The following is an 11,672-nucleotide window of genomic DNA, read 5'->3' as shown; positions in this document are numbered from 1 at the left end:
CTTCCGCGGACGGAGCCGGGCGACGACCGGGCCGCCCTGGAGAACAACAGACATCCGGCTGACATATCAGTTGTCGGCCACACTAGGGACGGCCTGCCGCCGGGTCAAGACCGAGCGGGCCAACGATCACCGACGCACCCCTGAAGAGGGACCCGGCGCGCGGTCCGCGAACAGCGCCCGGCCGGTTTCGATCCGATGTGTTGACCTCGCCCGTCGCGCCTGCTTACTCTGATGTCCAGTTGATATATCAGATCGGCGCTATAGGTATACCTGGCCGGTCGCACGTCGTCGCAGGCCCTCGATCTCCACCCCACGTTGCCCGCATGCGGAGGCCACGTCCGCCGCGCCCGCGCAACGTGCGTCGTCGATGGCAACCAGTTAGGAGACCAGTCATGAGCACGACACCTCGCGTGGTCATCATCGGAGCCGGGATCGTCGGGGCGAACCTGGCCGACGAGCTGACCGGACGCGGATGGGACCGCGTCACCGTCGTCGACCAGGGCCCGCTGCCGCTCACCGGAGGCTCGACCTCTCACGCGCCGGGGCTCGTCTACCAGACCGCCGGGTCGAAGACGATGAGCGGTTTCGCCACGTACACGGTGGCCAAGCTCAAGAGCCTCGACGTCGACGGCGCGTGGTGCTTCAACCAGGTCGGCGGACTGGAGATCGCCACCACGCCGGAACGTCTCGCCGAACTGCACCGCAGGCAGGGCTGGGCCACCTCGTGGGGCATCCCCGGCGAGGTCGTCGATCCGGAGGAGTGCGCCCGGCTGCACCCGCTGCTCGACCGCGACGAGGTCCTCGGCGGCTTCCACACCCCGACCGACGGGCTCGCCAAGGCTTCCCGCGCGGTGGTGGCGCTGGCCAGGCGTGCCGAGTCCCGCGGGGCCGAGTTCCGGGGCTCGACCCGGGTCACCGGGATCAGCCAGCAGGGCGGACGCGTCACCGGTGTGCAGACCGACCAGGGCGAGATCCCTGCCGACATCGTCGTGTCCTGCGCCGGATTCTGGGGCCAGGCCATCGGGGACATGGTGGGCATGAGGGTGCCGCTGCTTCCGCTGGCGCACCAGTACGCGCACACCGGCCAGATCGCCGAGCTCGTCGGCCGCAACGACGAGCAGGTCGAGGCGCGGCTGCCGATCCTGCGCCACCAGGACCACGACCTGTACTACCGCGAGCACAACGACCACCTCGGCATCGGCACCTACGCCCACCGCCCGATGCCGGTCCGCCTCAGCGAGCTGCCCGAAACCGAGGACGGTTCCACCACCGAAGCGGCGATGCCGTCAGTGATGCCGTTCACCGAGGAGGACTTCACCCCGTCCTGGGAGCAGAGCAAGCGCCTGCTGCCCGCGCTGCGGTCGGCGAAGGTCGAGACCGGTTTCAACGGGATCATGTCCTTCACCCCCGATGGCGGCCCGTTGATCGGCGAGTCGCCCGAGGTCGCCGGTTTCTGGATCGCCGAGGCCGTGTGGGTCACCCACTCCTCCGGCGTCGCCCGCGCCGTCGCACAGCTGCTCGTCGACGGCCGCAGCGAGCTCGAGCTGCACGGGTGCGACGTGCACAGGTTCGACGAGATCGAGACTACCGAGGACTACGTCACCGAGACCGGCAAGCAGAACTTCGTCGAGGTCTACGACGTCCTCCACCCGCTGCAGCCCAAGCTCTCACCCCGCGACCTGCGCGTCAGCCCGTTCCACGCACGGCAGAAGGAGCTCGGCGCGTTCTTCCTGACGGCCCACGGCTGGGAGCGGCCGCACTGGTACGAGGCCAATGCCCACCTGGTCAAGGACCTGCCCCCCGAGTGGCAGCCGCGGCCTCGCGACGCCTGGTCGGCGATGTACCACTCCCCCATCGCCGCCGCCGAGGCGTACAAGACCCGCAACGCCGTGGCCATGTACGACATGACCCCGCTGAAGCGGCTCGAGATCAGCGGTCCGGGGGCGCTCGCCCTCCTCGACCGGCTGACCACCGGCAAGATGGACAAGTCGGTCGGCTCGGTCACCTACACGCTGATGCTCGACGAGGCCGGCGGAGTCCGCAGTGACATCACCGTCGCCCGGCTCGGCGAGCAGCTGTTCCAGGTCGGCGCCAACGGCAACCTCGACCTCGACCACTTCCGCCGCGAGGCCCCTGCCGACCACAGCGTGCAGATCCGCGACATCACCGGCGGCACCTGCTGCATCGGCGTGTGGGGCCCGCGGGCCCGCGACCTGGTGCAGCCGCTGAGCCACGACGACTTCTCCCACGAGGGCCTGAAGTTCTTCCGCTGCAAGTCCGCGCACATCGCAGGCATCCCGGTCACCGCGATGCGGGTGTCCTACGTCGGTGAGCTCGGCTGGGAGATCTACACCAGCGCCGAGTACGGCCAGCGGCTCTGGGACGTGCTCTTCGAGGCCGGGCGGGAGCTCGGGGTCGTGGCCGCCGGCCGTGCGGCGTTCAACAGCCTGCGCCTGGAGAAGGGCTACCGCGCGTGGGGAACCGACATGACCACCGAGCACAACCCCTACGAAGCCGAAGTCGGGTTCGCGGTGCGCAAGCAGAAGGAGGACTTCGTCGGCCACGACGCGCTGGCCGGGATCGACGCCGAGTCGGTGTCCCGGCGCCTGGCGTGCCTGACCATCGACGACGGCCGCAGCGTCGTGCTCGGCTCCGAGCCGGTGTTCCTCGACGGGGAGCCCGCGGGCTACGTCACCTCCGCCGCCTTCGCCCACACCATCGGCACCCCGATCGCCTACGCCTGGCTCCCCGCCTCGGCGACCGTGGGCACCCGGGTCGAGATCCAGTACTTCGACCGCAAGGTCCGCGCCACCGTCGCCGCCGAACCGCTGGTCGACCCGGACATGCACCGCATCCGCCGCTGACGCCGACGGTTTCCGCCGAGAGAGACCCAGAACCAAAGGACTCTCCGCAGCCCCGCATCGCCACGCAAAGCCCCTTCTGCAACCACTCCTGAAGGACTTCCATGCGCTCAGACACCATCGACAGCTTCTTGTCCGGCCTCGCCGCCCGGATCCCCGCTCCGGGCGGCGGCGCCACCGCCGGCCTGCACGCGGCCCAGGGCGCGGCGCTGGTCGCGATGGTCGCCCGCTACAGCAACGGCCCGAAGTACGCCGAGCACGCCGCGACCATCGACCGCGTGCGCGAAACCGCGGACGACCTGCGCGAACGCTCGCTGGAGCTGGCCGAGCAGGACATCGCCGCGTTCAGCGCGGTCGGCCACGCCTACGGGCTGCCCCGGTCGACCCCCGAGGAGAAGACCGCGCGCTCGCAGGCGATCGCCTCGGCGCTGGCCGAGGCCGGGCGGGTACCCGCCCACGTCCTCGCGGTCGCCGAGCGGATCATCGCGCTGGCCGAGGAGCTGCGTCCGGTGGGCAACCCGAACGTGATCAGCGACATCGCCGCGGCCGCGGACGCCGCCCGCGCCGCGGCGTCCACCGCCCGGGTCAACGTCGAGATCAACCTCTGCGCCTCCACCGAGCTGGAGAACCGCGCGGAGCTGGTCGAAGCGATCGCCTCGACCGACGAGATCCTCCTGCAAGCCGACAAGACCACCGCCGCAGTCCGGGAGCAGATCCTGCCATGACCACCATCCCCACCTCGGCGCCTTCGGCGACGAAGACCCTCGGCGGCACCCAGCTCGCCCGCGACATCCGCGCCGGGGTCACCTCCGCGGCCGCCGAGCTCACCCTGCTCGGCCTCCCCCCGCGCCTGGCCGTCGTGGCCGCCACCGACGACGAGTCCAGCGCCTGGTACGTCAGCTCGATCGCCAAGGCCGCGGCGAAGTCCGGCATCGTGTGCGACGTCGTCGACCTCGGCGCGGGGGCCACCCCGCAGGGCATCCGCGCCGAGCTGGAGAAGCTCAGCGCCGACCCCGCGGTGCACGGGATCATCCTGCAGACGCCGCTGCCCGCGGGCGCGAACTTCGAGGACCTGGCCGCCTCGATCGCCCCGGACAAGGACGTCGACGGTGCCAACCCCGTGTCACTGGGCCGACTCGCCGCCGGGCTGCCCGCCTACGCGCCCGCCACCGCCGCGGCGGTCCTCGCGCTGCTCGACCACCACGAGGTACCGCTGGCAGGGCGCACCGGCGTGGTGGTCGGGCGCTCCAACGTCGTCGGCAAACCCGCGGCCCAACTGCTGCTGCAACGCGATGCCACGGTCACCATCTGCCACCGCCACACCCGGAACCTCGACCACTACACCCGGACCGCCGACGTCCTCGTGGTGGCGGTCGGCCGTCCGGGGCTCATCACCGCTCAGCACGTCGCCGAGCACACCGTGGTCATCGACGTCGGCACGAACCCCACCGACGATGGCGGTCTCGTCGGTGACGTCGACGAGACCTCCGTCAGCGGCCGGGTCGCCGGCCTGACGCCGGTGCCGGGCGGAGTCGGCCCCGTCACCACGGCGCTGCTGCTCCACCACACGATCCAGAGCGCATCGCGGTCGCAGCACTCCTAGGGAACCCATGACGATCACCTCCGAACTCCTCACCCGCGAGCCGAATCCGCCACCCAGTGGTGGAGTCGCCGAGGGCGCGCCGCTGCTCCAGCGGCTGCGCGCCCCTCGGCCGCTGCTGTGCGGCATCGTCAACGTGACCCCGGATTCCTTCTCCGACGGCGGTTCCTACCTCGACCACGGCGCGGCGGTCGCCCACGGCCTGCAACTGGCCGAGGAAGGCGCCGACATCATCGACGTCGGCGGCGAGTCCACGCGCCCCGGCTCGCGGCAACCCGGCGTCGCCGAGGAGCTGGAGCGCGTGGTTCCGGTCGTCGAGCGGCTTTCGCGCGCGACCTCGGTGCCGGTGTCCGTGGACACCTCGCGCGCGGAGGTGATGCGCGCGGCCGTCGCCGCCGGAGCCGGCATGATCAACGATGTGCGGGCCCTGCGAGAGCCGGGTGCGCTCTCGGCCGCGGCGGAGTCGGGCGTGCCGGTCTGCCTGATGCACATGCAGGGCTCACCCGGCGTCATGCAACGCGACCCGCGCTACGTCGACGTCGTCGGCGAGGTCGTGTCCTTCCTCCGCCGGCGCGTCGACGAGTGCTCCGCGGCAGGCATCCCGCCCGGGCGTCTCGTCGTCGACCCCGGTTTCGGGTTCGGCAAGACGCTGGAGCACAACCTGGACCTGCTGGCGTCGCTGCCTGCCCTGGGGCAGCTCGGCCTGCCCGTCATGGTCGGGCTGTCGCGCAAGAGCATGCTCGGTCAGATCACCGGCCGCCCGGTGCGGCACCGCCAGGCGGCCTCGGTCACCGCGGCGGTGCTGGCGGCCCAGCGCGGGGCGAGGATCCTCAGAGTCCACGACGTCGCGGCGACCCGCGACGCGCTCAAGCTGCTCGGCGCGGTGGCCGCCGCGGAGGTGCCGCGATGAACCGGCGCGGCTCAGGTGGCCGACCGGATCGCTTTCTCGAAGCCGAGGACGTGCTCGCGCGCGAGCTTGCCCACCTTGGCCACGTCGCCCTCGGCGATCCCGCGCAGCAGCGCGACGTGCTCGCCCACGTGCTGGTCGAAGTGCGTCATGCGGTCCAGGAACAGGCAGAAGATCCGCGTGGCGAGGTTGTTGTAGCGGATCAGGGTGTCCTCGAGGTGCGGGTTGCCCGCGGCGCGGTAGATCCCCCGGTGCACGCGCAGGTCCCACCGCATCAGGTCGGCGCGGTCGATGGTCGTGACGTCGAGGGCCTCGATCTCGTCGGCGAGCTCGGCGAGCTTGCTCCTGATACCGCGGTCGGCGGTCTGCGCGGCGCGGCGCGCCGCCAACGGCTCCAACTGCACGCGGATCTCGGAGATGTAGGCCAGGTCGGTGATGTCCACGCCGGTGGCGAAGGTGCCGCGACGCGGGTAGGAGACCACCAGCCGCTCGGCCTGCAACCGCTTGAGGGCCTCCCGGACCGGGGTGCGGCCGATGCCCAGCGACTCGCTCAGCGCGCCGTCGTCGATCGGCGCCATCGGCGGGATGTCCAGCATGATCAGCAGATCCTGGATGGCGGCGTAGGCCCTGTCGGCCAGCGAGACCGGGGCGGGTTCGAGCTCCTGCGAGGTGGCGGTCACGGCTCTCATCTTAGGGCCTGACAACCGCAGACCCATTCCAAGGGCACAACATAGCTATACAACTTACATGTTACTGATATATTAGTCGCGTATCTGCTGGTTCCCGTCGCGGTGACCACAGCCCAGACCCACCCGGGGACGCTTATGACCATCTCAGTGTTCGACCTGTTCAAGGTAGGAATCGGACCGTCGAGCTCGCACACCGTCGGCCCCATGCGGGCGGCCTACCTCTTCGCCACGCGACTCGAGGAGTCCGGCGCGCTCTCGCGGACCGCGTCGGTGCGCTGCGAGCTGTTCGGCTCCCTCGGCGCGACCGGGCATGGCCACGGCAGCGTCAAGGCCGTCGTCCTCGGACTGACCGGTGAGCAACCCCACCTCGTGGACCCGGTCGCCGCCGATCCGGTGGTGCACGCGGTGCGCGAGGAGGGCTGGATCAGGCTCGGCGGTGCCCACAAGGTCGTGTTCTCGGTCGACGAGGACATCGTCCTGCACCGCACCAAGCGCCTGGACTTCCACAGCAACGGCATGGTGTTCGAGGCGCACGACGCCGAGGGCGCCCTGATCGACCGGCGCGAGTACTACTCGGTCGGCGGCGGCTTCGTCCTCGACGAGGACGAGACCGGTGAACAGGTTCTCGTCGAGGACGCCACGCCTGTCCGCTACCCGTTCAGCACCGGTGACCAACTGCTCGCCCACGCCCACGAGACCGGGCTGCGGATCAGCGACATCATGCTGGCCAACGAGCTCTCCTGGCGCGGCGAGGAAGAAACCCGCGCGGGGCTGCTGCGGATCTGGTCCGTCATGCAGGAGTGCGTCGAGCGCGGTTCCCACACCACCGGGGTCCTGCCCGGCGGGCTCAAGGTCCGCAGGCGGGCCAGCGAGCTGCGCGAGCGGCTGGAGGGCGAGTCCGACGAGGCCGACGCCCTGCACGCCATGGAATGGGTCACGCTCTACGCGCTGGCCGTCAACGAGGAGAACGCGGCAGGCGGACGGGTGGTGACCGCCCCGACCAACGGTGCCGCCGGAATCGTGCCGGCGGTGCTGCACTACGGTCGGCGGTTCCTGCCCGCGTTCGACGACGACACCGCGGTGCGGTTCCTGCTCACCGCGGGCGCGATCGGGTTGCTGTTCAAGGAGAACGCCTCGATCTCCGGCGCCGAGGTCGGCTGCCAGGGCGAGGTCGGCTCGGCCTGCTCGATGGCGGCCGGGGGACTCGCCGAGATCATCGGCGGAACCGTGGAGCAGGTCGAGAACGCCGCCGAGATCGGCATCGAGCACAACCTCGGGCTGACCTGCGACCCGGTCGGCGGCCTGGTGCAGATCCCCTGCATCGAGCGCAACGCCGTCGCCTCGATCAAGGCGATCACCGCGGCCCGGATGGCCGTGCGCGGTGACGGCAGGCACCACGTCTCGCTGGACAAGGCCATCAAGACGATGCGCGAGACCGGCGCCGACATGAAGGACAAGTACAAGGAGACCGCCCGCGGAGGGCTGGCTCTCAACATCGTGGAATGCTGAGGAGAAATTCGTGACCCGTTCGTTCGTCCTCACCCTGAGCTGCCCGAACCGCACCGGCATCGTGCGCGCCGTGAGCGCCTACCTATTCGAGCACGGCTGCGACATCGGCGAGTACCAGCAGTTCGACGACTCGGTTCGCGACCGGCTGTTCCTGCGCACCCAGGTCAACGCCGGACGCGAGATCGACCTCGACGAGATGGCCCGCGGTTTCGAACCGATCGCCGCGGACTTCGAGATGACCTTCACCTTCTCCGACACCCGCAACGCGCGGATGCTGGTGATGGTCTCCAAGCTCGGGCACTGCCTCAACGACCTGATCTTCCGCTGGCGCGCGGGCAGCCTCGGCGCCGACATCGTGGCCGTGGTGTCCAACCACGAGGACCTCCGGCCGATGGCGGAGGGCGCGGGCCTGCCGTTCATCCACGTCCCGGTCACCCCGGAGACCAAACCCGAGGCCGAGGCCCGGTTGCTGCAGCTCGTCGACGAGTACGACGCGGAGCTGGTGGTCCTCGCCCGCTACATGCAGGTGCTGTCCGACCAGGCGTGCAAGGCGCTGCACGGCCGGGCGATCAACATCCACCACTCGTTCCTGCCCGGCTTCAAGGGAGCCAAGCCCTACCACCAGGCCTACGACCGCGGGGTCAAGCTCGTCGGCGCCACCGCGCACTACGTCACCTCGGACCTCGACGAAGGCCCGATCATCGAGCAGGAGGTGATCCGGATCGACCACACCTACCACCCCACGGCGTTGCAGACGGTCGGCCGCGACGCCGAGGCCCTCGCCCTGTCCCGCGCGGTGCGCTGGCACTGCGAGCGCCGCGTGCTGCTCAACGGCCACAGCACCGTGGTCTTCCACTGACGCAGCCACGCGTGCCCTCTTCCTCCCGGAAGGGGGCACGTGGGCTTGGGCGGGGCGGGACTGGGCTTCCGGCCGCAGGCCCGCCCATCGGAGTCGCCGGGGTCAGGCGGGCCGGTCGAGGCGCACGTTGAAGGTGAAGACCCTGCCGTCGCGGTTGACCGTGGTCGCGACGGGGTTGCCCGGTCGAACGCCCTCGATCGCCTTGGTCAGGTCCTCCTTGTAGTAGACCGGCCTGCCGTTGGCCTCGACGATCACGTCACCCGCCTTCAGCCCGGACTCGGCGGTGTTGCTGCCCCGCTTGACCGACGCCACCTTCGAGCCCTGACCTAGCCGCCCGCTCCACCCTCACCAGCGAGCACCTCGCGGGCCCACGCCGTAAGCAGTCCGTAATGCCCGAACCACCCCGTTCCGGGTTAGCGTCGACGGCATGGCACGGCGATCGGTCTTCCTTGTGGTGACGGTGGTTCTGGTGGTACTGCTGGGAATCGGGGCGTGGGCGTTTCAGCCGTGGCGCCTGTGGACGCAGCGGACCGTCGACGAGGCACTGCCGCCACGGCCCGCCCCGACCGCGCCCGCGAACCCCAGCAGCACGGGCACACCGCCCCCACCTCCCCCAGCCGAGCCGGCTGGGCCGGTCGAACTCGCAACGGGGGCCTTCGTCACCCAGGAGCACAAGACCACCGGCACCGCCAGAGTGCTCTCGCTCCCGGACGGCACCCGGCTGCTGCGGCTGGAGAACCTGGCCACTTCGGACGGACCTGACCTTCACGTGTGGTTGACCGACCAGACCGCCGGCGGCACGTGGGGCAAGTACGACGACGGACGCCACGTCACGCTCGGTCCTCTCAAGGGCACCCATGGCAACCAGAACTACCCCCTGCCGCCCGACGCCGACCTGCACGGCCTGACCAGCGTGGTCGTCTGGTGTGACCGGTTCAACGTCGCCTTCGGCTCCGCTCCGCTGGCTCTGGGCTGAGCCCGGCGGCGAGGTCGCCTGGGATGCCCGGCCCGGAACGGAGATCAACCGCCGACTCCCAGAACGCGGGCGAGGCGGTGCCCTGCTCCACTCCTGCGTCGCGTCCCCGGTCTCCGCAAGCCGAACGCTGCTTCGGCCAGGAGTCCGCCAGCCACGCCAGAAAACGGCCCCGCGACCAGCAGCGGCCGATGGCCTCGACGCGCGGAGCCGACCGGTCGAACACCGCCAGACCGATGATGCTGTGGCCGGAGGCGGGGCGATCACCGAGTGTCGGGATCGTCGGCGCGACCCCAACCCCCTCCACGGACACCCACGCCACCGCCCGGCCGGCCGCCGCTTCCCTGAGCCGGTGCAGGAAGCGCAGGCGGTCCTCGAGCGGGAGGCGCGACAGCATCCACGTCGTGGTGACGACAGGCAGGGCGTCCTCGGGCACACGGGCGAAGGCATCGGGCACCAGCTCGACGGCGTCACCTTTCAGCAGCAGCGGAGGGGCCTTCGCCACCAACGCCATCTCCGCCTCGAGCCTCGCGACCCGCTCCGGCTGATCCGGCCACAGGCAGGCGCGCAGCCATCGGGCGTCATCCGCGTCGGTCACGTCGACCGGATCGAGGTCGACGCCGATCCGGGCGACGACCTCGGGCATGGCCCGCATCGGGATGGGCCGGTCTCCCACGGGCGAAGACGACATCTGCACGGGAGAGGACGGGTCGCCCAGCGACTGTCCGTCGCCATACGTGATGCCGACGCGATCGACATTGAGACTGAGCCCGGCCGAACAACCCACGTCGATCAGCCCGACGGTGTTCGCGCCTACCCGGCGCGCCGCCTCGGCAATGGCCGGATAAAGCACGGCGCAGCGTCCGGTCTCGTTGCTCCGCGTCGGCCGGCGCACGGCGATGGCAACGACCGAGTCGGTCATTCGCAGAAGCGTGTCGATCGCCGCGTCGGCGGCGGCGTCGCCGTCCTTGGCGGCATAGGCCGCGGCAAGCGCCGGGGCGCGTCCGGCGAGGGCGAGGTCGTGCAGCGCAGCGAGGATCACCGTCGGGTGCCGCTTGCGCGCCGGGGCCGCCTCGATGGCACGCAGCGCCTCGCCGGACTCACTCACGGCGACGGCGACACGCTCGTACAGCGGCGATGTTTCGGCGGCGTCGACCTCACCGAAGTGCCGGTACATCTGAGCGAGTGTGCGAGCCCTACGCCCGGTGGCCGTTTCCCGTTCACGCGGCGGGGTTGCGAAGTCTCGAACGTCCTGGCTCATGCGACTGAATCGTATCGTTGAAAGACCGGTTGAGACTTCGGTCGCCGTCACCACGCGGCAACGTCGCAAAGTTCCAAATCAGTGGAAACCTTGCGACCATCCGGCCTCGCCCGCGGGCAGGCCGTCTCGCCGCAGCGCTCCGCGCCTACCGGACCGCGGGTCTTTTCACGCGGGCTGGCGTTCGACGAGGCGCTCGGCTCCGGTGTAGACGTTCATCGAGCGGCCGCGCAGGAACCCGACCAGCGTCAGGCCGCTCTCCTCCGCCAGCTCTGCGGCCAGCGACGAGGGCGCGGAAACGGCCGCCAGCACCGGAATTCCCGCCATGACGGCCTTCTGCACCAGCTCGAACGAGGCCCTTCCGCTCACCAGCAGCACCGAATCCCGCAGCGGCAGCAGGCCCGACCGCAGTGCGTGGCCGACGACCTTGTCCACCGCGTTGTGCCGCCCCACGTCCTCCCGCAGGCACAGCAGTTCGCCCGCGGTCGAGAACAGACCCGCGGCGTGGAGCCCTCCCGTGGTGTCGAAGACCCGCTGTGCCTCGCGCAGCCGGCCGGGAAGGGACTCCAGCACCTCCTGCTCCACGCGGGCCGGGTCCTCGGCCACGGTCCAGGCCGCGGTGGTGCGCACCGCGTCCAGACTCGCCTTCCCGCAGAGGCCGCAGGAGGAGGTCGTGTAGAAGTTGCGCTCCAGCGACGCATCCGGGGCCGCGACGTCCGAAGCCAGGACGACGTCGACGACGTTGTAGGTGTTGCCGCCATCGGCTGTGGCGCCCGCGCAGTACCGGATGCCGCGCACGTCGCCGGCCGCGCGCACCACGCCCTCGCTCACCAGGAACCCGACCGCCAGGTCGAAGTCCGAGCCGGGCGTCCGCATCGTCACCGTGAGCGGACGCCCGCCGACGCGGATCTCCATCGGCTCCTCGGCCGCAAGCGTGTCGGGCCGCTGCGAACGCACCGACTCGCGGATGCGCAACACCCTCCTGCGCACGGTCGCCCGGCCCATGTCGTCCTCCT

Annotated in this window: 11 protein-coding genes; 7 read left to right on the top strand and 4 right to left on the bottom strand. The window is 70.7% G+C overall.

Features of this window, described 5'->3' with window-relative positions:
- The first annotated feature begins 392 nt into the window (after positions 1-392).
- The 4 genes from HUO13_RS16515 (at position 393) to folP (ending at position 5,371) form a co-directional block, all read left to right on the top strand.
- Entirely contained in the window at positions 393-2,864 is a 2,472-nt protein-coding gene (locus tag HUO13_RS16515) for a GcvT family protein (protein ID WP_211902209.1), read from the top strand.
- 101 nt (positions 2,865-2,965) lie between these two features.
- A complete protein-coding gene (locus HUO13_RS16510) occupies positions 2,966-3,586 on the top strand; it encodes a cyclodeaminase/cyclohydrolase family protein (RefSeq protein WP_211902208.1) in 621 nt (206 codons plus the stop codon).
- Positions 3,583-4,464, top strand: coding sequence for a bifunctional 5,10-methylenetetrahydrofolate dehydrogenase/5,10-methenyltetrahydrofolate cyclohydrolase (locus HUO13_RS16505; RefSeq protein ID WP_211902207.1), 882 nt, complete (start codon positions 3,583-3,585; stop codon positions 4,462-4,464). The genes HUO13_RS16510 and HUO13_RS16505 overlap by 4 nt, the downstream gene beginning before the upstream one ends.
- 7 nt (positions 4,465-4,471) lie before the next feature.
- Positions 4,472-5,371, top strand: a complete 900-nt coding sequence (gene folP / locus HUO13_RS16500; RefSeq protein WP_211902206.1) for a dihydropteroate synthase — start codon at positions 4,472-4,474, stop codon at positions 5,369-5,371.
- A gap of 11 nt (positions 5,372-5,382) precedes the next feature.
- On the opposite strand, the gene HUO13_RS16495 is transcribed toward folP, so the two are convergent.
- A complete protein-coding gene (locus HUO13_RS16495) occupies positions 5,383-6,057 on the bottom strand; it encodes a GntR family transcriptional regulator (RefSeq protein ID WP_211902205.1) in 675 nt (224 codons plus the stop codon).
- Between the two features lie 135 nt (positions 6,058-6,192).
- Between HUO13_RS16495 and HUO13_RS16490 the strand changes: the two genes are divergently transcribed.
- The gene (locus HUO13_RS16490) at positions 6,193-7,566 is read left to right on the top strand and encodes an L-serine ammonia-lyase (RefSeq protein WP_211902204.1); all 1,374 of its coding nucleotides are present in this window, start codon (positions 6,193-6,195) and stop codon (positions 7,564-7,566) included.
- A gap of 10 nt (positions 7,567-7,576) precedes the next feature.
- A complete protein-coding gene (gene purU / locus HUO13_RS16485) occupies positions 7,577-8,425 on the top strand; it encodes a formyltetrahydrofolate deformylase (protein ID WP_211902203.1) in 849 nt (282 codons plus the stop codon).
- A 102-nt stretch (positions 8,426-8,527) separates the two neighbouring features.
- Here the strand turns inward: purU and HUO13_RS16480 are convergent, their stop codons facing one another.
- Positions 8,528-8,737, bottom strand: coding sequence for a PDZ domain-containing protein (locus HUO13_RS16480; RefSeq protein WP_211902202.1), 210 nt, complete (start codon positions 8,735-8,737; stop codon positions 8,528-8,530).
- Between the two features lie 115 nt (positions 8,738-8,852).
- On the opposite strand from HUO13_RS16480, the gene HUO13_RS16475 reads away from it, so the two are divergent.
- On the top strand, positions 8,853-9,401 hold the full coding sequence (locus HUO13_RS16475) for a DM13 domain-containing protein (RefSeq protein ID WP_211902201.1): 549 nt from the start codon (positions 8,853-8,855) through the stop codon (positions 9,399-9,401).
- Here the strand turns inward: HUO13_RS16475 and HUO13_RS16470 are convergent.
- Positions 9,361-10,575 (bottom strand): DUF2332 domain-containing protein, encoded by a 1,215-nt coding sequence (locus HUO13_RS16470; protein ID WP_211902200.1) that lies wholly within the window; start codon positions 10,573-10,575, stop codon positions 9,361-9,363. The two genes, HUO13_RS16475 and HUO13_RS16470, sit on opposite strands and share 41 nt — an antisense overlap.
- Before the next feature lie 249 nt (positions 10,576-10,824).
- Positions 10,825-11,661, bottom strand: coding sequence for a formate dehydrogenase accessory sulfurtransferase FdhD (fdhD, locus tag HUO13_RS16465; RefSeq protein WP_211902199.1), 837 nt, complete (start codon positions 11,659-11,661; stop codon positions 10,825-10,827).
- Positions 11,662-11,672 lie beyond the last annotated feature (11 nt).

Source organism: Saccharopolyspora erythraea (genome assembly GCF_018141105.1).
GTDB classification, from domain to species: domain Bacteria; phylum Actinomycetota; class Actinomycetes; order Mycobacteriales; family Pseudonocardiaceae; genus Saccharopolyspora_D; species Saccharopolyspora_D erythraea_A.
Note: the sequence above shows the minus strand (reverse complement) of the source record. Positions and strands in the feature narration are given on the sequence as shown.